The 20321-nt window shown below is 73.2% G+C and carries 18 protein-coding genes and 1 tRNA gene; 9 read left to right on the top strand and 10 right to left on the bottom strand.

The window, feature by feature from the left end; genetic code table 11:
* The first annotated feature begins 63 nt into the window (after window positions 1-63).
* From ACIPW5_RS12970 to ACIPW5_RS12960, 3 genes are all read left to right on the top strand, one after another.
* On the top strand, window positions 64-777 hold the full coding sequence (locus ACIPW5_RS12970; protein WP_401244379.1) for a response regulator transcription factor: 714 nt from the start codon (window positions 64-66) through the stop codon (window positions 775-777).
* Window positions 778-881: 104 nt separating this feature from the next.
* Entirely contained in the window at window positions 882-1841 is a 960-nt protein-coding gene (galE, locus tag ACIPW5_RS12965; RefSeq protein WP_401244027.1) for a UDP-glucose 4-epimerase GalE, read from the top strand.
* Window positions 1842-2302: 461 nt separating this feature from the next.
* A complete protein-coding gene (locus ACIPW5_RS12960) occupies window positions 2303-3079 on the top strand; it encodes a LuxR C-terminal-related transcriptional regulator (protein WP_401244025.1) in 777 nt (258 codons plus the stop codon).
* On the opposite strand, the gene ACIPW5_RS12955 is transcribed toward ACIPW5_RS12960, so the two are convergent.
* Window positions 3038-3535 carry a MarR family winged helix-turn-helix transcriptional regulator gene (locus ACIPW5_RS12955; protein WP_401244023.1) on the bottom strand — a complete coding sequence of 166 codons (498 nt, stop codon included), beginning with the start codon at window positions 3533-3535 and terminating at the stop codon, window positions 3038-3040. The two genes, ACIPW5_RS12960 and ACIPW5_RS12955, sit on opposite strands and share 42 nt — an antisense overlap.
* A gap of 146 nt (window positions 3536-3681) precedes the next feature.
* Between ACIPW5_RS12955 and ACIPW5_RS12950 the strand changes: the two genes are divergently transcribed.
* Together ACIPW5_RS12950 and ACIPW5_RS12945 are read left to right on the top strand one after the other, a co-directional pair.
* Window positions 3682-4539, top strand: a complete 858-nt coding sequence (locus ACIPW5_RS12950; RefSeq protein WP_401244021.1) for a trans-aconitate 2-methyltransferase — start codon at window positions 3682-3684, stop codon at window positions 4537-4539.
* 2 nt (window positions 4540-4541) lie between these two features.
* Window positions 4542-4931 carry a VOC family protein gene (locus tag ACIPW5_RS12945; RefSeq protein ID WP_401244377.1) on the top strand — a complete coding sequence of 130 codons (390 nt, stop codon included), beginning with the start codon at window positions 4542-4544 and terminating at the stop codon, window positions 4929-4931.
* 98 nt (window positions 4932-5029) lie between these two features.
* Here ACIPW5_RS12945 and ACIPW5_RS12940 read toward each other — a convergent pair whose 3' ends face one another.
* Window positions 5030-5701 (bottom strand): TetR family transcriptional regulator, encoded by a 672-nt coding sequence (locus tag ACIPW5_RS12940; protein ID WP_401244376.1) that lies wholly within the window; start codon window positions 5699-5701, stop codon window positions 5030-5032.
* The gene (locus tag ACIPW5_RS12935) at window positions 5701-6672 is read right to left on the bottom strand and encodes an acyl-CoA desaturase (protein ID WP_401244020.1); all 972 of its coding nucleotides are present in this window, start codon (window positions 6670-6672) and stop codon (window positions 5701-5703) included. Before ACIPW5_RS12935 ends, ACIPW5_RS12940 begins: the two co-directional genes overlap by 1 nt.
* A gap of 398 nt (window positions 6673-7070) precedes the next feature.
* Between ACIPW5_RS12935 and ppc the strand changes: the two genes are divergently transcribed.
* Entirely contained in the window at window positions 7071-9764 is a 2694-nt protein-coding gene (gene ppc / locus ACIPW5_RS12930) for a phosphoenolpyruvate carboxylase (protein WP_401244375.1), read from the top strand.
* A gap of 63 nt (window positions 9765-9827) precedes the next feature.
* Here the strand turns inward: ppc and pth are convergent, their stop codons facing one another.
* The 5 genes from pth to ACIPW5_RS12905 all read right to left on the bottom strand — a co-directional run bounded on the left by pth (window position 9828) and on the right by ACIPW5_RS12905 (window position 14027).
* Window positions 9828-10418, bottom strand: a complete 591-nt coding sequence (pth, locus tag ACIPW5_RS12925; protein ID WP_401244019.1) for an aminoacyl-tRNA hydrolase — start codon at window positions 10416-10418, stop codon at window positions 9828-9830.
* Window positions 10419-10529: 111 nt separating this feature from the next.
* Window positions 10530-11114, bottom strand: a complete 585-nt coding sequence (locus ACIPW5_RS12920; protein WP_401244017.1) for a 50S ribosomal protein L25/general stress protein Ctc — start codon at window positions 11112-11114, stop codon at window positions 10530-10532.
* A 173-nt stretch (window positions 11115-11287) separates the two neighbouring features.
* On the bottom strand, window positions 11288-12265 hold the full coding sequence (locus ACIPW5_RS12915) for a ribose-phosphate diphosphokinase (RefSeq protein ID WP_125603935.1): 978 nt from the start codon (window positions 12263-12265) through the stop codon (window positions 11288-11290).
* 133 nt (window positions 12266-12398) lie between these two features.
* A complete protein-coding gene (glmU, locus tag ACIPW5_RS12910; RefSeq protein ID WP_401244015.1) occupies window positions 12399-13847 on the bottom strand; it encodes a bifunctional UDP-N-acetylglucosamine diphosphorylase/glucosamine-1-phosphate N-acetyltransferase GlmU in 1449 nt (482 codons plus the stop codon).
* 108 nt (window positions 13848-13955) lie between these two features.
* A tRNA-Gln gene (locus tag ACIPW5_RS12905) sits at window positions 13956-14027 on the bottom strand.
* A 184-nt stretch (window positions 14028-14211) separates the two neighbouring features.
* On the opposite strand from ACIPW5_RS12905, the gene ACIPW5_RS12900 reads away from it, so the two are divergent.
* Window positions 14212-15468: a histidine kinase gene (locus ACIPW5_RS12900; RefSeq protein WP_401244013.1), complete on the top strand. Its 1257-nt coding sequence runs from the start codon at window positions 14212-14214 to the stop codon at window positions 15466-15468.
* A gap of 13 nt (window positions 15469-15481) precedes the next feature.
* Here ACIPW5_RS12900 and ACIPW5_RS12895 read toward each other — a convergent pair whose 3' ends face one another.
* Together ACIPW5_RS12895 and ACIPW5_RS12890 are read right to left on the bottom strand one after the other, a co-directional pair.
* On the bottom strand, window positions 15482-15991 hold the full coding sequence (locus ACIPW5_RS12895; protein WP_401244011.1) for an SUKH-3 domain-containing protein: 510 nt from the start codon (window positions 15989-15991) through the stop codon (window positions 15482-15484).
* A 5-nt stretch (window positions 15992-15996) separates the two neighbouring features.
* Window positions 15997-16560: a YwqJ-related putative deaminase gene (locus ACIPW5_RS12890; protein ID WP_401244009.1), complete on the bottom strand. Its 564-nt coding sequence runs from the start codon at window positions 16558-16560 to the stop codon at window positions 15997-15999.
* Window positions 16561-16788: 228 nt separating this feature from the next.
* Between ACIPW5_RS12890 and ACIPW5_RS12885 the strand changes: the two genes are divergently transcribed.
* On the top strand, window positions 16789-17784 hold the full coding sequence (locus tag ACIPW5_RS12885; protein WP_401244007.1) for an SMI1/KNR4 family protein: 996 nt from the start codon (window positions 16789-16791) through the stop codon (window positions 17782-17784).
* Window positions 17785-17791: 7 nt separating this feature from the next.
* Entirely contained in the window at window positions 17792-20314 is a 2523-nt protein-coding gene (locus ACIPW5_RS12880; protein WP_401244006.1) for an SUKH-4 family immunity protein, read from the top strand.
* Window positions 20315-20321 lie beyond the last annotated feature (7 nt).

The following is a 20321-nucleotide window of genomic DNA, read 5'->3' as shown; positions in this document are numbered from 1 at the left end:
GGCACGCCCCGTCGAACAAGCGTGTAGCTTGCCGGGTCAGAAGGATCTGGGGTGGGAGCCTTGATGGGCGTACGCGTCATGGTGGTCGACGAGCACCGTCTGCTGGCCGAGGCGCTCGCCTCGGCCCTGAAGCTGCGCGGGCACCGCGTGCTCGCGGCGGCCGCGCCGGCGGCCGGTGCCGCCGAACTGGTCATCGGCCGCGCCCCGGAGGTGTGCCTGTTCGGCACCGCCGCCCCGGCCGAGCCGGGGGTCTTCGAGCCGGTGGTGCGGATCAAGCGGGAGCGGCCGCAGATCGCCGTGGTGGTGCTGGGCCCCGTGCCGAGCCCGCGCGGGATAGCCGCGGCCTTCGCGGCCGGCGCCTCGGGGTACGTGCGCCAGGACGAGCGGATCGAGGGCGTCGAGCGGGCCCTGGCCAAGGCCCGGTCGGGGGAGGCCGCCATCGCCCCGCAGCTGCTCCAGGGGGCCTTCGCGGAGCTGCTGAACCCCTCGTCGCAGCCCGACGACGAGGGCAGCCGGCTGCTGCGGCTGCTGACGCCGCGGGAGGTCGAGGTGCTGGTCCGGGTCGCGGAGGGGGAGGACACCCGGCTGATCGCGGCCGGCATGGCCATCGCGCCGAGCACGGCCCGTACCCACGTGCAGCGGGTGCTGATGAAGCTCGGCGTGGGGTCGCGGCTGGAGGCCGCCGCGCTGGCCGCGCGCACCGGGCTGCTGGACCGTGCCGCGCTGCCCGGGAGGCCCCGGCCCGAGGACCCCGGGGCCGGGCGGTCCGGGGCCTGAACCCGGGCCGCGGACGGCCGCGATTTCCCCGGAGGCGCGGAATCCGGTAAGCCAGTCACCAGAGCACGCGCATCCGCGTGCTTCCGCGAGAGGTAGGAGTGCGAGTGAGCAAGTACCTGGTCACCGGCGGTGCCGGATACGTGGGCAGCGTCGTGGCGGCCCATCTGCTGGAGGCCGGACACGAGGTGACCATCCTCGACAACCTCTCCACCGGCTTCGCCGAGGGCGTCCCCGCGGGCGCCACCCTGATCGACGGCCGGATCCAGGACGCCGCCGACCACCTGGACCCCTCCTACGACGCGGTGCTGCACTTCGCGGCCTCCTCGCAGGTGGGCGAGTCCGTGGTGAACCCCGGCAAGTACTGGGACAACAACGTCGGCGGCACCCTCGCCCTGCTGACCGCGATGCGGGAGGCCGGGGTGCGCCGCCTGGTCTTCTCCTCCACCGCCGCCACCTACGGCGAGCCGACCGAGGGCGCGCTGACGGAGACCTCGGTGACCGCGCCGACCAACCCGTACGGCGCCTCGAAGCTGGCCGTCGACCACATGATCGCGGGGGAGTGCGCGGCGCACGGCCTGGCCGCCGTCTCGCTGCGCTACTTCAACGTGGCCGGCGCCTACCGGGAGTTCGGCGAGCGCCACGACCCCGAGACGCACCTGATCCCGCTGGTGCTCCAGGTCGCCCTCGGGGAGCGCGAGTCCATCTCGGTGTTCGGCGACGACTACCCCACCCCCGACGGCACCTGCGTCCGCGACTACATCCACGTCGCCGACCTGGCGGACGCCCACCTGTCCGCGCTGCGCGTCGCCGCCGAGGGGGAGCACCTGGTGTGCAACCTCGGCAACGGCAGCGGCTTCTCGGTCCGCGAGGTGATCGAGACGGTCCGCAAGGTCACCGGCCGGGAGATCCCCGAGGTCGTCGCCCCGCGCCGGGCCGGGGACCCTGCGGTCCTCGTCGCCTCCGCCCGCACGGCCCACGAGCGCCTCGGCTGGACCCCGACCCGCTCGGACCTCACCAACATCGTGACGGACGCCTGGAACTTCGCCCGCGAGCGCCGTTCCTGACCTCCCCGGCACCTCCCGCGCGCCCCCCGCACCCGACGGTGCGGGGGGCGCGCGCACGAGGGCCGGGCGCGGCGGGCAGGCGCCGTGCGCGGGCGCCCAGCGTGCGTACGCCGGGTGAAATGCCCCCCGTGCAACTGCCCGGGGCACGCGCCGGTCGGAAATCCGCCGCCAGGGCCGTCCCGAGGGTTGAAAACAAGCCACCGCGAAGGCCGTTGCGGACCGTCCCACCGGAAAATCGCTCGAAAAACTTCTGCTATTCGGCCAACCGCGGGACGCCCCCCGTTCTACGCTGATGCGTGACACCGGTGGGGGCCGGTGTTGATTCAGGGGTCGAGACACGCCGGGTACGGCGTCCGGTCCGGGGTAGTGCACAGATGTCGCGGCGGCGGCCGCGGGGGCTGTGGGCCACCCGGCCGGACGCCGTACCCGTAGTCGTCCGTTCCCCGACCCTTGGGGGTTTTGTGGTTCGTATCCGGGTCCTGGTGGTCGACGGCCACCGCATCTTCGCCGAGTCTCTGGCGGCCGCGCTCGCGGCCGAACCGGACGTGGACGTGTCCGCGGCCGGCAGCGGCCCCGCGGCCTCGCGCTGCCTGGAGCGCGCGGTGGCGGAAGGCCGCCGCTACGACGTGCTGCTCGTCGACGCCGACCTCGGCGCCGCCGCGGCCGCGTCGGGGGCCGTCCCCGGCCAGCGGGAAGCGGGCTCCGGCCCGGCGCCGCCGGCCGCCGACGGGATCGCCCTCGTCGCCGCGGTACGGGTCGCGCACCCCGGCGTGCGCACCGTGGTCCTGGCCGAGCGGGACGACCCGCGCCGGGCCGCGCTGGCCCTCCAGGCGGGCGCCTCGGGCTGGGTCGCGAAGGACTGCTCGCTCTCCCGGCTGCTGGCCGTCGTCCGCGGGGTGCTGCGCGAGGAGACCCACCTGCCGCCCGCCCTGCTCACCGGGGTGCTGCGGGAGCTGACCGCCGCCCGCAAGCACCGTACGGACAGCGAGCGGCTCGTGGAGTCCCTCACCCCGCGCGAGCACGAGGTGCTGCGCTGCATGGTGGCGGGGCTGGGCCGCAAGGACGTCGCCGCGCGGCTGTTCCTGTCCCCGCACACCGTCCGCACGCACATGCAGAACGTGCTGGGCAAGCTCGGGGTGCACTCCACCCTGGCCGCCGTGGCGCTGGCCCGGCGGGCCGGCGTGCGCCCCGCGGAGCTAGCCGGGGATGTTGTCGAACGGAGCGGTCAACTGGCGTAGCAGCCCGGCGAGCTCGCCCCGCTGCATCGTGGAGAGCTGGGCCAGGATCGCGCGTTCCTGGGCCAGCAGTCCCGCCAGGGACTGGTCGGCGCGGTCGCGCCCCTCGGGCGTCAGCCGCACCAGCACCCCGCGCCGGTCGCTGGGGTCGGGCAGCCGCTCGACCAGGCCCTTCTTGGCGAGCCGGTCGATGCGGTTGGTCATGGTGCCGGAGGTGACGAGCGTCTGCGTCAGCAGCTGGCCGGGGGAGAGCTGGTAGGGCGCGCCCGCGCGCCGCAGCGAGGTCAGGACGTCGAACTCCCACGGCTCCAGGCCGTGCTCGGAGAAGGCGAGCCTGCGGGCCCGGTCGAGGTGGCGCGCGAGCCTGCTGACGCGGCTGAGCACTTCGAGCGGTTCCACGTCGAGGTCAGGGCGCTCTCGCCGCCATGCCGCGACCAGTCGGTCGACCTCGTCCTCCATGCCGATCAGTGTACGGGGTCTGTCGACATGAAGTCTCTTGAAATCGAGAATCTTGACATCGAGATATAGTCTGGCCGAGCATGGGGCATGGAGGTGGCCGGAACGGCTTCCGGTTCCGACCGCCCCACCAGTAGGGAGGCTCGAACATGCATTCCGATATCGCGCCGGCCGTGCGCCACCACCACCTGGACGGCTCCGCACCCGTCTGGGACCCCCAGCAGTACCTCCGCCACGCCGGCCACCGGACACGCCCCTTCCTCGACCTGATGAACCGCATATCCGAGCTCCCGACCAGCCCCGCACGCATCGCCGACCTCGGCTGCGGCCCCGGCAACGTCACCGCGCTCCTCGCCGACCGCTGGCCCGACGCCCGCATCACCGGCTTCGACCTCTCCCCGCAGATGCTCCAGCGCGCGACCGCCGAGTACGCCGGACCCACCCCCGGCGGCGGCCGGCTCGACTTCCGCCACGGCGACATCGCCGACTGGATGCCCGAGGAGACGTACGACCTGATCGTCTCCAACGCGGCCCTGCAGTGGGTGCCCAGCCACCCCGGCTCCTTCGCCGCCTGGATCAACGGCCTGCGCCCCGGCGGCACCTTCGCCTTCCAGATCCCCGGCAACTTCACCGCCCCCAGCCACCGGCTGCTCGCCGAACTGTGCGACACCCCGCGCTGGCACGACCGCCTCGCCGGGCACGGCGCGCGCTACGTCCACATCCTCGAACCCGCCGAGTACCTGGCCCGGTTCACCGAGCTCGGCTGCGCCGTCGACGTCTGGGAGACCACGTACTCCCAGCTCCTCCAGGGCAACGACCCCGTCCTCGACTGGGTCAAGGGCACCGCCCTGCGGCCCGTCCTCACCGCCCTCGGCGACGACCGCGAGGCCGTCGACCGCTTCCTCGCCGAATACCGCGAGGCCCTGCACGCCGCGTACCCGCCGGGACCCCGGGGCACCGTCTTCCCGTTCCGCCGCATCTTCGCCGTCGCCCACAAGGAGGCATGACCGTGCTGACCGCAGTCGACCACGTCCAACTCGCCGCGCCGCCCGGATCGGAGGACAAGCTGCGCGCGTACTACCAAGACGTCCTGGGCATGCGGGAGGTCTCCAAACCGCCCGTCCTCGCCGCGCGCGGGGGCTGCTGGTTCACCGCCGGAGGCGTGCAGCTGCACGTGGGCGTGGAAGAGGACTTCCGGCCGGCCCGCAAGGCGCACCCCGGGCTGCGCGTGACCGGGATCGAGGCGTACGCCGACAGACTCCGCGAGCGCGGCGCCGACGTCGTCTGGGACGACGACCTGCCGGGCCACCGGCGCTTCTACTCCCACGACCCCGTCGGCAACCGGCTGGAGTTCCTGGAGCCGCTCGCCCCCGGCACCGGCGGCCCGACGGACGGCTGACGGACCGGCGGGCTCCGCACGGCCCGCACGACGCGACGGCGCCCCGTCACCGGAACACCCGGTGACGGGGCGCCGTCGCACGCGGACCCGTACGGACCTCAGCTCTTGCGGTGGCCCACCAGCCGCGGCCGCGGCTCCAGGTTCTCCAGCCCGTGCCAGGCCAGGTTCACCAGGTGCGCCGCCACCTCCGCCTTCTTCGGCCGCCGCGTCTCCAGCCACCACTGGCCCGTCAGCGCCACCATCCCGACCAGCGCCTGCGCGTACAGCGGGGCCAGCTTCGGATCGAAGCCGCGGGCCTTGAACTCCAGGCCCAGGATGTCCTCCACCTGCGTGGCGATGTCACTGATCAGCGAGGCGAACGTGCCCGTCGACTGCGCCACCGGCGAATCCCGCACCAGGATGCGGAAGCCGTCCGTGTAGTTCTCGATGTAGTCCAGCAGCGCGAACGCGGCCTGCTCCAGCAGCTCCCGCGGGTGCCCGGCCGTCAGCGCGCCCGTCACCCCGTCCAGCAGCTGGCGCATCTCGCGGTCCACGACCACCGCGTACAGGCCCTCCTTGCCGCCGAAGTGCTCGTACACCACCGGCTTGGACACCCCGGCCTTCGCCGCGATCTCCTCCACCGACGTGCCCTCGAAGCCCTTCTCCGCGAACAGGGTGCGGCCGATGTCCAGCAGTTGCTGGCGCCGTTCGGCGCCCGTCATCCGGACCCGGCGTCCTCGCCTGGGCTTGTCGCTGCTGGAACTGCTGCCGTCGATCGCCACGTCCCCCATCATGCCGCGTTCGTCGTCTTTTCCTTGCGCCGGGCGTCGATCCTCGCCTCGGACGGCCACCGCACGTCGGAGGCCCACCCCAGCAGCTCGAACCAGCGGATCAGCCGCGCGCTCGAGTCCACCTGGCCGCGCAGCACCCCGTGCCGCGCCGACGTCGGGTCCGCGTGGTGCAGGTTGTGCCACGACTCCCCGCACGAGAGCACCGCCAGCCACCACACGTTGCCGCTGCGGTCCCGCGACCTGAACGGCCGCTTGCCCACCGCGTGGCAGATCGAGTTGATCGACCACGTCACGTGGTGCAGCAGCGCCACGCGCACCAGCGAACCCCAGAAGAAGGCCGTGAACGCCCCCCACCAGGACATCGTCACCAGACCGCCCACCAGCGGCGGGATCGCCAGCGACAGCATCGTCCAGAAGACGAAGTCGCGGCTGATCCGCCGGATCGCCGGGTCCTTGACCAGGTCCGGGGCGTACTTCTGCTGGTCGGTCTGCTCCTCGTCGAACAGCCAGCCGATGTGCGCCCACCACAGGCCCCTCATCAGCGCCGGCACCGTCTCGCCGAACCGCCACGGGGAATGCGGGTCGCCCTCGTGGTCGGAGTACTTGTGGTGCTTGCGGTGATCGGCCACCCACCGCACCAGCGGCCCCTCCACCGCCATCGACCCCATGACCGCCAGCGCGATCCGCAGCGGCCGCTTCGCCTTGAAGGAACCGTGCGTGAAGTAGCGGTGGAAGCCGATGGTGATCCCGTGGCACGCCAGGAAGTACATGAACACCATCAGGCCCAGGTCCAGCCAGGTCACCCCCCAGCCCCAGGCCAGCGGCACCGCCGCCAGCAGCGCCAGGAACGGCACGGTGATGAACAGCAGCAGCGCGATCTGCTCCACGGAGCGCTTCTGCTCACCACCGCGCGTCGCGGAGGGCGCCGGGGGCGCCGAGGAGTCCTCGATCAGTTCGGGACTGATGGTCATGGTGGGGTTCCCCTGGGGGGTGAGAAGCCGGCAGGCGCCGGGCCACGGACCTACGGGTCCGTAACTTACGGCGTCGTAAGTATGGCAAAGACCCCGCGCGCGGCAACAGGACGACGCCACCTGCGCGAACCGAGTCCACAGAGCGGGCGCTCTGCCGGGGCACAGGGGCGGGACACCTATCCTGGTGTCGTCGGACAGCGCGGTCCGCACGGGCAGCCCGGGCTGCGCAGCACGACCGGCATGGCCGCGCACCCCCCGGGAGCCCACAGCCCAGTAGCGCTCGAACACTGCAAGGAGCCGCACCTGTGAGCAGTGCTGACCAGGCCGCCCAGGCCCCCGTCACCCAGCCCGCCGACCCCTCCGCCGCGACGCGGACGGCGGAGACGGCGAACGCGGAGCTGCGCGCGGACATCCGCCGCCTCGGCGACCTCCTCGGCGAGACCCTCGTCCGCCAGGAAGGCCAGGAACTCCTCGACCTCGTCGAGCGGGTCCGAGCCCTGACCCGCACCGACGGCGAGGCCGCAGCGGCCCTCCTCGGCGACACCGATCTGGAGACCGCCGCCAAGCTGGTGCGCGCCTTCTCCACCTACTTCCACCTCGCCAACGTCACCGAGCAGGTGCACCGCGGCAAGGAGCTGCGCGCCCACCGCGCGGCCGAGGGCGGGCTCCTCGCCCGCACCGCGGACATGCTCAAGGACGCCGATCCCGAGCACCTGCGCGAGACGGTCAAGAACCTCAACGTCCGTCCCGTCTTCACCGCGCACCCCACCGAGGCGGCCCGCCGCAGCGTCCTGAACAAGCTGCGCCGCATCGCCGCCCTGCTGGAGGAGCCCGTGTCCGGCGCCGGCGACCGCCGCCGCCACGACCTGCGGCTCGCCGAGAACATCGACCTCGTCTGGCAGACCGACGAACTGCGCGTCGTACGCCCCGAGCCCGCCGACGAGGCCCGCAACGCCATCTACTACCTCGACGAGCTCCACGCCGGCGCCGTCGGCGACGTCCTGGAGGACCTCGCCGCCGAGCTCCAGCGCGTCGGCGTCGAACTGCCCGCCGGGACCCGCCCGCTCACCTTCGGCACCTGGATCGGCGGCGACCGCGACGGCAACCCCAACGTCACCCCGCAGGTCACCCGCGACGTGCTGATCCTCCAGCACGAGCACGGCATCACCGACGCCCTCGAACTCGTCGACTTCCTGCGCAGCCTGCTCTCCAACTCCATCCGCATCGCCGGCGCCACCGAGGAGCTCCTCGCCTCCCTCCAGGCCGACCTGGAGCGCCTCCCGGAGATCAGCCCCCGCTACAAGCGGCTGAACGCCGAGGAGCCCTACCGGCTCAAGGCCACCTGCATCCGGCAGAAGCTCCTCAACACCCGCGAGCGCCTCGCCAAGGGCACCGCCCACGAGGAGGGCCGCGACTACCTCGGCACCGCCGAGCTGCTCACCGACCTCACCCTCATCCAGACCTCCCTGCGCGAGCACCGCGGCGGCCTCTTCGCCGACGGCCGCATGGACCGCACCATCCGCACCCTGGCGGCGTTCGGCCTCCAGCTCGCCACGATGGACGTGCGCGAGCACGCCGACGCCCACCACCACGCCCTCGGCCAGCTCTTCGACCGCCTGGGCGAGGAGTCCTGGCGCTACGCGGACATGCCGCGCGACTACCGGCAGAAGCTCCTCGCCAAGGAACTCCGCTCCCGCCGCCCCCTCGCGCCCACCCCGGCCCCCCTCGACGCGGCCGGCCAGAAGACCCTCGGCGTCTTCACCGCCGTCAAGGACGCCTTCGAGAAGTTCGGCCCCGAGGTCATCGAGTCCTACATCATCTCGATGTGCCAGGGCGCCGACGACGTCTTCGCCGCCGCCGTCCTCGCCCGCGAGGCGGGCCTCCTCGACCTCCACGCCGGCTGGGCCAAGATCGGCATCGTCCCGCTCCTGGAGACCACCGACGAGCTCCGCGCCGCCGACGTCATCCTCGACGAGATGCTCGGCGACCCCTCCTACCGGCGCCTCGTCTCGCTGCGCGGCGACGTCCAGGAGGTCATGCTCGGCTACTCCGACTCCAGCAAGTTCGGCGGCATCACCACCAGCCAGTGGGAGATCCACCGCGCCCAGCGCCGGCTCCGCGACGTCGCGCACCGCCACGGCGTGCGGCTGCGCCTCTTCCACGGCCGCGGCGGCACCGTCGGCCGCGGCGGCGGCCCCTCGCACGACGCGATCCTCGCCCAGCCCTGGGGCACCCTGGAGGGCGAGATCAAGGTCACCGAGCAGGGCGAGGTCATCTCCGACAAGTACCTCGTGCCGTCGCTGGCCCGCGAGAACCTGGAGCTGACCGTCGCGGCCACCCTCCAGGCCTCCGCCCTGCACACGGCCCCGCGCCAGTCCGACGACGCCCTCACCCGCTGGGACGCGGCGATGGACATCGTCTCGGACGCCGCCCACGGCGCCTACCGGACGCTGGTCGAGGACCCGGACCTGCCCGCGTACTTCTTCGCGGCCACCCCCGTCGACCAGCTCGCCGACCTGCACCTCGGCTCCCGGCCCTCCCGCCGCCCCGACTCCGGTGCGGGCCTCGACGGCCTGCGCGCCATCCCGTGGGTGTTCGGCTGGACCCAGTCCCGCCAGATCGTCCCCGGCTGGTACGGCGTCGGCTCCGGCCTCAAGGCCCTGCGCGAGGCCGGCCAGGACACCGTCCTCGCGGAGATGGGCGAGCGCTGGCACTTCTTCCGCAACTTCCTGTCCAACGTCGAGATGACGCTGGCCAAGACCGACCTGCGGATCGCCGCCCACTACGTCGACACCCTCGTCCCCGACGAGCTCAAGCACGTCTTCGACCGGATCCGGGCCGAGCACGAGCTCACCGTCCGCGAGGTCCTGCGCATCACCGGCGGGGAGCGGCTGCTGGACTCCCAGCCCGTGCTCCAGCAGACCTTCGCGGTCCGCGACGCCTACCTGGACCCGATCTCCTACCTCCAGGTCTCCCTGCTGGCCCGCCAGCGCCAGGCCGCCGCCCGCGGCGAGGACCCGGACCCGCTGCTGGCCCGGGCCCTGCTGCTCTCCGTCAACGGCGTCGCCGCCGGCCTGCGCAACACCGGCTGACCGGCCCCGTACGCGCAGGAAGCCCCCCGCCGCAGGCGGGGGGCTTCCTCGTAGGGCACCGGATCAGGAGTTGTACGTGGACTGGGCGCGCTCCAGGCCCTCCTGGACCAGGCACTCCACCGCGTCCGCCGACCGGTCCACGAACCAGTCCAGCTCCTTGCGCTCGGTGGCGGAGAAGTCCTTCAGCACGAAGTCCGCGACCTGCATCCGGCCGGGCGGGCGGCCGATGCCGCACCGCACCCGGTGGTAGTCGGCGCCCATCGACTTCGTCATGGACTTCAGGCCGTTGTGGCCGTTGTCGCCGCCGCCGAGCTTCAGCCGCAGGGTCGCGTAGTCGATGTCCAGCTCGTCGTGGACCGCCACGATCCGCTCCAGCGGGACCTTGTAGAAGTCCCGCAGCGCCGTCACCGGGCCGCCGGACAGGTTCATGAACGACATCGGCTTGGCGATCACCACCCGGCGGTTCAGCGGCCCGGGCGGACCCATCCGGCCCTCGACCACCTGCGCCCGCGCCTTGTGCGCCTTGAACTTCCCGCCGATCCGCTCCGCCAGCAGGTCGGCCACCATGAAACCGATGTTGTGGCGGTTGCCGGCGTACTCCGCCCCCGGGTTACCGAGACCGACGATCAGCCACGGCGCCGCGTCGTCCGACATCCAAAGCTCCTTAAACCCGTGAACAAGCCCGTGAACGAGAACGACCGCCGTCCCGCTCCAGTGGAGCCGGACGGCGGTCGGTCAGCAACTGCTGAGGGGGTGGGGCGAGGCTCAGGCCTCGTCGCCCTCGGCGGCCTCGGCGGCCGGCTCCTCGGCCTGCGGGGCCACGACCTGCAGGACGGCGGTCTCGCCGTCGACGGCCAGCGTGGTGCCGGCCGGCAGGACCAGGTCCTTGGCGTGGACGGAGGCACCGGCCTCCAGGCCCGCGATGGAGACCGTGACCTCGGTCGGGATGTGGGTGGCCTCGGCCTCGACCGTGATGGTCGACAGCAGGGTCTCCAGCAGGTTGCCGCCGGCGGCCAGGTCGCCCTCGGTTACGACGGGAACCTCGACGGTGACCTTCTCGCCCTTCTGGACGATCAGGAAGTCGACGTGCAGGATGTTGCGCTTCAGGGGGTGGCGCTGGACGGCCTTGGGGATGACCAGCTCGGTGCCGTCGCCCTCGATGTCCAGGGAGAGCAGCGCGTTCGGGGTCTTCAGCGCCATCATCAGGGGGTGCGACTCGACGCCGACGTGCTTCGGGGTGGTGCCGTGGCCGTAGATGACACCCGGGGTCAGGGCGTCACGGCGGGACTGGCGGGCAGAGCCCTTGCCGAAGGTGTCGCGGAGCTTCGCGGAAAGCTTGATCTCGGACATGTTCACTCCTCGTGGGGTGACGAAAACGGACAGAGGTCACCCGGCCGGAACGGCCTGCTACGAAGAGCGCGTCGATAACGGAGCATCCGTACCGGAAAACGGGTACGGCCTCCCTCGCCGAGCAACTCGTCGAGTGTACCCGGGAGGGAGGCCGTGCCCAAAAGGATCTAGTCCTACTGCTGTTCCTCGAACAGGCTGGTCACCGAACCGTCCTCGAAGACCTCGCGCACCGCGCGGGCGATCATCGGGGCGATCGACAGGACCGTGATCTTGTCGAGCTCCAGGTCGGACGGGTCCGGCAGGGTGTTGGTGAAGATGAACTCGCTGACCTTGGAGTTCTTCAGGCGGTCGGCCGCCGGGCCCGACAGGATGCCGTGCGTGGCCGTCACGATGACGTCCTCCGCGCCGTGCGCGAAGAGCGCCTCGGCGGCGGCGCAGATCGTGCCGCCGGTGTCGATCATGTCGTCGACCAGGACGCAGACGCGGCCCTTGACCTCACCGACGACCTCGTGGACGGTCACCTGGTTGGCGACGTCCTTGTCGCGGCGCTTGTGCACGATCGCCAGCGGCGCGTCCAGGCGGTCGCACCAGCGGTCGGCCACGCGGACGCGGCCGGCGTCCGGGGAGACGACCGTCAGCTTCGTACGGTCCACCTTGGCGCCCACGTAGTCCGCGAGGACGTTCAGGGCCGACAGGTGGTCCACCGGACCGTCGAAGAAGCCCTGGATCTGGTCGGTGTGCAGGTCGACCGTCAGGATGCGGTCCGCACCCGAGGTCTTCAGCAGGTCCGCCACCAGGCGGGCCGAGATCGGCTCGCGGCCCTTGTGCTTCTTGTCCTGACGGGCGTACCCGTAGGACGGGATGATCACGGTGATGGAGCGGGCCGACGCGCGCTTCAGCGCGTCGATCATGATCAGCTGCTCCATGATCCACTTGTTGATCGGAGCCGTGTGGCTCTGGATCAGGAAGCAGTCCGCGCCGCGAGCCGACTCCTGGAAGCGGACGTAGATCTCGCCGTTCGCGAAGTCGAAAGCCTTGGTCGGCACGAGACCGACACCGAGCTGGTGCGCGACCTCCTCGGCCAGCTCGGGGTGGGCGCGGCCGGAGAAGAGCATCAGCTTCTTCTCGCCGGTCGTCTTGATCCCGGTCACAGCACTGTCTCCTCAGACGTGTGAAAGCTGCTCGCCCCCGTGTGCGTCCGTCCCGCACACGGTGAGCCAGCCGAATTGCGTGCACCTATCACGGTACGCCGTCCTGGGCGTACCTGTTTCCGGTCAGTTCACCTCAATGGCTGCCGGAGTCCTTCTCCGCCGACGACTGCGCGGCCGTCGCCGCCGCGCTGCCGGGACGCTTGCGGGCCACCCAGCCCTCGATATTCCGCTGCTGGCCGCGGGCCACGGCCAGCGCGCCGGGCGGCACGTCCTTCGTGATCACCGAGCCGGCGGCCGTGTAGGCGCCGTCCCCGATGGTGACGGGAGCCACAAACATGTTGTCCGAACCCGTCTTGCAGTGTGAGCCGACCGTGGTGTGGTGCTTGTGCTCACCGTCGTAGTTGACGAACACGCTCGCCGCGCCGATGTTCGAGTACTCGCCGATCGTCGCGTCGCCCACGTAGGACAGGTGCGGCACCTTCGTGCCCTCGCCGATCGTCGCGTTCTTCATCTCGACGTACGTGCCGGCCTTCGACTTCACACCCAGGTTCGTGCCCGGACGCAGGTACGCGAACGGACCCACCGAGGCCAGGTCGCCGATCACCGCGGAGTCCGCGACCGCGTTGTCCACCCGGGCGCCCGCGCCCACGCGGGTGTCCTTCAGGCGGGTGTTCGGGCCGACCTCGGCCCCCTCGCCGATGTGCGTCGCGCCGAGCAGCTGCGTACCCGGGTGGATCACCGCGTCCTGCCCGAAGGTGACGGTCACGTCCACGAAGGTGCCCGCCGGGTCCACGACCGTCACGCCCGCGAGCATCGCCCGCTCCAGCAGCCGCGCGTTCAGCAGCGCCCGCGCCTCGGCCAGCTGCACCCGGTTGTTGATCCCGAGGATCTGCCGGTGGTCGCTGCCGACCGCCGCGCCGACGCGGTGGCCCGCCTCGCGCAGGATCCCGAGCACGTCGGTGAGGTACTCCTCGCCCTGGCTGTTGTCGGTGCGCACCTTGCCGAGCGCGTCCGCGAGGAGCGCACCGTCGAAGGCGAAGACCCCGGAGTTGATCTCCCGGATCGCGCGCTGCGCGTCGGTGGCGTCCTTGTGCTCGACGATGGCGGTCACGGCGCCGGTGGCCGGGTCGCGGACGATGCGGCCGTAGCCGGTGGAGTCGGGGACCTCGGCGGTGAGCACGGTGACGGCGTTGCCGTCGGCCTCGTGGGTGGCCGCGAGGGCGTGCAGGGTCTCGCCGGTGAGCAGCGGGGTGTCGCCGCAGACGACGATCACGGTGCCGGCCAGCGGGCCGCCGAGCTCCTCCAGGGCCATGCGGACGGCGTGGCCGGTGCCGTTCTGCTCGTGCTGGACGGCGGTGCGGACGCCGGCGTCGACGCCGGCGAGGTGCGCGGTGACCTGCTCGCGGGCGTGGCCCACGACGACCACGAGGTGGGTCGGGTCCAGCTCGCGGGAGGCCGCGACCACGTGACCGACGAGCGAGCGCCCGCAGATCTCGTGCAGAACCTTGGGTGTGGCCGACTTCATGCGGGTGCCCTCACCCGCTGCGAGTACGACGACGGCTGCCGGGCGGGTTGCGCTCACGGGTGGGCCCTTCGGCTTCGGGGGTGGACCCGTGAAGGATAGCGGGGGGTCACAGTCCGAAAACGAGGCCGGGTCCCGACCGTGAGGCCGGGACCCGTACGCGTGCTGCTCCCCCGCCAGGACTCGAACCCGGACATAAGGCACCAAAAGCCTCAGTGCTGCCAATTACACCACAGGGGATGGCAAATCAAGTCAACTGGGACATCTGCTGGTCCCGGTCCACGTTGATCGCTCCTACTATGCCGCACCCTGCCCCCTCGACGCGACGGTCAATCGGGGGTCCGGACCGGCGTCTTTCGGCCGCCGGCGGCTCACGGGATTTCGGCCCGCCGCGGTGCGGGGGCCGCTGCGTACGCTGGACGGCATGACCAAAACGGGGGATGAGCGCGGGGGGACGGGCCGGGACGGGCCCTGGTGGTGGGAGCGGCGGCGGGCGGCCGTGCTCGACGTGGGGCTCGGGGCGGCCTCGGCCGTCGAGTGCGCCCTCGAAGGGGTGCCGACCGCCCGCGAGGCCGGGGTGCCGGTGTGGGCCGGGGTGCTGTTCGGGGCGCTGGTGGGGTCCACCCTGGTGCTGCGCAGGCGCCGGCCGGTCGCGGTGGTGCTCGTCGGGATCGCCGTCACCCCGGCCACGATGGGCTTCCTGCTCGCCGTGGTGGGCCTGTACACGCTGGCGGCCTGCGAGGTGCCGCGCCGGGTCCTGGCGACGCTGGCCGCGATGTCGCTGGCCGGGACCTTCGTGGTGACGTACGTGCAGACCCGCGGGGACGTGGAGGCCGACGGCACGCTCGTGATCGTGCTGTCCGTGTTCATGGCGGTGGCGCTGACCGTGCCGCCGGTGCTGCTCGGGCTGTACGTGGGCGCGCGGCGGCGGCTGATGGAGAGCCTGCACGAGCGGGCGGACTCGCTGGAGCGGGAGCTGTCGCTGCTGGCGGACCGGGCGGAGGAGCGGGCCGAATGGGCCCGCCAGGAGGAGCGGACGCGCATCGCGCGGGAGATGCACGACGTGGTGGCGCACCGGGTGTCGCTGATGGTCGTGCACGCGGCGGCGCTCCAGGCGGTGGCGGCGAAGGACCCCGTGAAGGCGGCGCGGAACGCGGCGCTGGTGGGTGACATGGGGCGCCAGGCGTTGACGGAGCTGCGGGAGATGCTGGGGGTGCTGCGGGCTCCGGAGAAGCAGCCGGCACAGCGGCGGCCGGTTCCGCTGCCGTCCGCGCCGGCGGTGCCGGAGGAGGGGCCTTCGCTCGGGGAGCTGGAGGCGCTGGTGGGGCAGTCGCGGGCGGCCGGGATGGCCGTGGAGGTCCTGGTGCAGGGCGAGGGCGGCGGCTACCGGCCCGAGGTGGAGCAGACGGCGTACCGGGTGGTGCAGGAGGCGCTGACCAACTGCCACAAGCACGCCCCGGGCGCGAGGGTCGTCGTACGGCTGGCGCACCGGGAGGGGGAGGTGGCCATGCAGGTGGAGAACGGGCCGTGCGAGGGGGAGGCGCGGGGTGCCGACCTGCCCAGCGGCGGCAACGGGCTGGTCGGGATGCGGGAACGGGTGCTGGGGCTGGGCGGGGTGTTCGTGTCCGGGCCGACGGACGGGGGCGGGTTCAAGGTGTCGGCCGTGCTGCCCGCCCGGTAGCCGCGGCGGTCCGTCAGCCGGTGGTGAGGCGGGCGGGCTGGAGGCCGGTGAGCAGGAGGGTGAGGGCCTCGTCGAGTCCGGCGCCCAGGTACCAGTCGCCGGTGTGGTCGACGAGGTAGACGCGGCCCTCGCGGTCGATGGCCAGGTGCGAACCGCCGTCGGTGCCCGCGCCGAGCGGGCAGAGCTGGGTGGACAGGGCGCGTCCGAGGTCGGCGAAGGTGCGGGCGAGGTGGAGGCCGGTCAGCGGGTCCACGCGTACGGGCGTGGGGGCTATCTGGCGGCCGGGGCCCGGGGCGCTCAGGGTGAGGCCGCCGAACTCGGCCCAGGCCTCGACGGCCGCGGGGAAGACGGTGTGCCGGTGGCCGGCGGGGGTGGTGTGGTCGCGCAGGGCGTCGGCCCAGTATTCGGCCTGCTTGATGTCCCAGCGGCCGGGTTCCCAGCCGGCGGTGCGCAGGGCGGAGTCCACGGGGCCGGGGAACCGGGTGGCCGAGGAGCGGTCGTAGGAGGCGGAGGACGCGGTCATGGCGGCTACTCGGGGTGGGTGAGGTCGACGGGGCGTACGCCGAAGTGGTTGAGGAGGGCGTCGCAGGAGCGGCAGGGCGGCGCGTAGGTGCCGTGGAGGGGGTCGCCGTCCTCGCGGATGCGGCGGGCGGTTATGCGGGCGTGCTTGAGGGAGCGGCGGGCCTCGCTCGCCGAGAGCGGCTTGCGGGAGGCGCGCTTGCTGCGGGCGCCCTCGACGGCGGCGAGGTGGCGGGAGAGCAGGATCGCCTCGGGACACCGTCCGGTGAAGCGTTCCCGCTGGCCGCTGGTGAGGGTGTCGAGGAAGTCCTGGACCAGGGGGTGCAGGACGGGCGGCCGGTCGCCCTTGCCGGCGGTGCCGGTGAGGGTCTCCCCGCGGACGGAGAGCGCGGCGGCGACGGTGGGCAGGATGCCGTCGCGGCGGAAGCGGAGCACGGGCGTGGTCTGGGCGGTGCCGGTGCTGCTCCAGCGCAGGCGGGGATCGCCGACGGGACCGGCCTCGGCCGGCTGCGGGCGGCCCGTGCCGGGTGCCGCGTTTTGTGTGGCCGCAGTCTGTGTGGTCGCGGTCTGCATCGTTGCTCTTCCCTCCCGTGGCGGCGGTGGTGGTCGCTGTCGCGCACGCCCCCGTGCTGCGGGACAGCCTGTCAAATGTCACCTGTCGCGCGGAAGCGGGGTCGAATATTCGTATCAATTCGGATGTTCCCGCCCCGTCGGTGCACGCGGGACTCGGGGGCGGGTGAGGGTCTTGCCGGAGCACATAGGCTGTGGTGAACCAGCCAGATCCAGCAGGGGGCTACCGCCATGACGACAGGTCGGCTCGGGCAGCAGGCCGCGCCACCCAACGCCGCTTACTCGGGGCAGGTCGTGCATTTCCCGGACCCGGTCCGGGCCGCTCGGCATCCCCACGGGGTGCGGATGGACGGCAACGGTCATCCCGACTTCTCGCGCTACGCACGCGCGGCCGTGGAGATCGCCGAGCCCCCGGAGGGCTTCGGCGTGGACGAGCTGCGCCTGACGGACTTCGTCTCCGCCAACGCGGCGATGCGCGCCTCCGGCCACCCGCTGTGGGACACGGTGGGCCCGGTGGCGACCCCGCACGGCTGGACCTGGCACCACGTCGCCGGCTCGCGGCGGATGGAGCTGGTCCCGGTCGAGGTCAAGGCGCTGCTGCGGCACCACGCGGGCCTGGCGACGGCCCCGGTGGACCACGACAAGCGCGGGGCGCGGCCGCTGCAGGAGGCGCGTCCGGCGCACCTCGGGCTGCCGAAGGCCCTGGTGTCGGTGTCGGAGCTCCAGGTGCAGGGGGTCGAGGAGGACCTCGGCTACCGGCTGCCCGAGGCGTACCGCTCCTTCCTGAAGGCGGCGGGCGGCTGCGCGCCGGTGGGCGCCGGGCTGCTGGTCGAGCTGGGGCTGCTGGTGGACCAGCCGTTCTTCACGGTGCGCGAGGAAGCGGCCGTCAACGACCTCGTGTACGTCAACAAGTGCCTGCGGGACCACCTGACGAAGGACTACCTGTGCGTGGCCTTCGTCCAGGGCGGGCTGCTCGCGGTGAAGGTGAAGGGCGAGGGCGTGGGCTCCGTCTGGTTCTCCCCGTACGACGACGGCCGCGACCGGGACGGCTGGACGGTGCAGGAGCGGGTCGAGCGGCTGTTGCTTCCGTGCGGTGCCGATTTCGATGCCTTCCTGGAGCGGTTGGCGGGTAATCCGCCGGAGCTGGAGACGGTGGCCGGTCTGATGGTGGACGGCGGATTCGCGCGTTCGGTTGCAGTGTCCGGCGCCGGCATGGGTGAGGGGTGACGGCGTCGTGGTGACGTTCGCGCAGGCGCAGGAGCGCGCCGAGGAATGGATCAACGGGGACGTGCCCGCGTACCAGCACCGTGAGGTGCGGGTACGGGAGTTCGGGCTCGGGTTCGTGGTGTGGGCCGAGGACCGGGCGGCCGGTCCGGTGTCCGGCGGGGGCCGGCAGCGGCTGGTCATCGCGCGGGACAGCGGCGAGGTGACGCTGTGGCCCGGGCTGCCGGTCGGCGAGGTGATCCGGAGGTACGAGGAGGAGTACGGGGCGGCTGCCGCGCCGGCGTCCTCGGAGGCTTCGGTTCCGCCGCCGCGGATCGACTCGGAGCAGACCTCCTTCATGATGGCGCCGCCGCAGTGGCTCCAGGAGGCGGCCGACCGGGCGGGGATCCCGGCGGCGGGGGCCTCGGCGCCCGCGCCGGCCGCGGCTGCCGGCTCGGGCTCGGGTCCGGGTTCCGGGGCTGCGCAGGGGGCGGTTCCGCTCGGGCGCGGCGGTCACGGGGCCGGGGTGCCCCACGAGCCCGCGAACGACGGGGTGCCGTCCGGTTCCACGCCGTGGGCCGGGACGGACGTGAACTCCGGTGCCGACGACGGCTCCGTGCCGCTGCCCGCCACCGTCTTCGCGCCGCCGCTGTCCGGCTCCGACCTGGACGACGCGCCCGCCGCCTCGGGGGTGGCCCCGGAGGCCAAGACCACGCTGATGGCGGGTGGCAGCCAGCTGCCGAGGACGACCGTCGCCCCGGTGGTGGCGGTTCCGGCGGAGGCCCCGGGCATCGCCGACGCGCCGGCGAGCCGGGCCCGCGTCTCCCCGCCGGGCGGGGTCGCGCAGCCCCCGCAGCCTCCGCACGCGCCGCCGGCGCCGCAGCAGCCCCCGCAGACGCCGCCGGTCCCGGCGGGTGCGCCCGGGGCTCCGGGTGCGCCGGGCGGCGGGGCGGCGTACGCCGCGACGATGCTGGCCGCGCCGGGCACGACGCCGGCGCCTCCGGGAACGCCGCCGGCGCCTCCGGGGACGCCGCCGGCGCCGCCCGGTCCGCCCGGTTCCCTGGGCGGGGGGATCGACCACGCCGCGACGATGCTCGCCGGCCCGGCCGTCGTGCAGCCGCCCGGTCCGTCGGCGCCTCCTGGTCCGCCTGGTCCGCCGGCTCCGCCCGCGCCTCCGGGTGCTCCCGGCGCGCCCGGTGCCCCGGGTGCGCCCGGTGCCGGTGCGCATCATGCCGCGACCATGCTGGCGGCGCCGGGCATGGTGCAGCCGCCCGGTCCGCCCGGGCCTCCCGGTGCGCCGACGCCGCCCGGTCCGCCCGGGGCCCCCGGTGTGCCCGGGGGGTCCGGCTCCCTGGGCGGGGGGATCGACCACGCCGCGACGATGCTCGCCGGCCCCGCCGTCGTGCAGCCGCCCGCTCCGCCCGGCCCGCCGGGTGCTCCTGGTGCGCCCGGTGCCGGTGCGCACCATGCCGCGACCATGCTGGCCGGTCCCGGTGCGGTCCAGCCGCCCGGTCCGCCCGGCATGCCCCCCGGTCCGCCGCCCGGCCCGGCGGCACAGCCGCAGGCCCCGTCCGGCGCGCCCACGGTCGGCCCCGGCTACCAGGCCGTGCTGCGCTACCGTGCGCCCGACGGCTCCGAGCAGCAGCTGATCCGCCGCTCGGCGCCCGGCACCCCGCACCCCGAGTGGCAGATCCTGTACGAACTGCGCGCGATGAACGTGCCGCCGCAGCAGGTACTGGAGCTGCACACCGAGCTGGCCTCCTGCGAGCTGCCCGGCGGCTACTGCGCCCGGATGATCCGGGAGACCTGGCCGCAGGTGCGGATCACCAGCGTGGCCCCGTACGGAACCGACCACGCGGGCCGTCAGCAGGGCATGCGGCACCTGCTCACCCATCAGGGTGAGCTGCACCAGGTGGCCGACGGCCCCGCACGCCCCGCGCCGGTCCGGGCGCCGCTGCCGCAGGTGCCGCTCCAGCCGGCGATCCCGATGGACGCGATCGCGCAGGAACTGGCGGGCGCCTTCGGGCCGCAGGGGGTCTTCCGCTTCGACCAGCGGGCGGTGTCCCGTCAGGGCGTGCCGGAGATCGTGGCGCAGACCCTGATGTGGGCGGGCCTGCCGGTCGACTTCGGTCCGTTCTTCTGGGCGCAGGCGGTGCCCGGCCAGCCGGTGCCGACGCTGGCCGAGCTGGCCGCGCAGCGCGGGGTGCAGCCGGCGTCCGACGCGGGCTCGTACCTGGTCGTCGGCAGCGACTTCGGCAAGGCGCTGTGCGTCCAGTACGGGACCGCGCACATAGTGGCGGTGCCGGTCGAGGCCGGTCCCGGCGGGGCGCCCGTGCCGCCGCAGTTCGTGAACTCGAGCCTGCCGCAGTTCGCGCGTTCGCTGGCGATGCTGGGTCACATGTGGCGCCTGCGACAGCATCTGACGCCGGAGCAGGCGGGGCGTTGGACCGTCGATTTCCAGGCGAATCTGGCGGGTCTGGACAGTGCGGCGCTGGCCTCGCCCGAGAGCTGGTGGTCGGTGCTGCTGGAGCAGATGTGGGACGGCCTGCTCTGACGGCTTG

The sequence above is a fragment of the Streptomyces sp. NPDC090077 genome, assembly GCF_044747545.1.
GTDB lineage: Bacteria > Actinomycetota > Actinomycetes > Streptomycetales > Streptomycetaceae > Streptomyces.
This window is presented reverse-complemented; position numbering and strand designations above follow the sequence as displayed.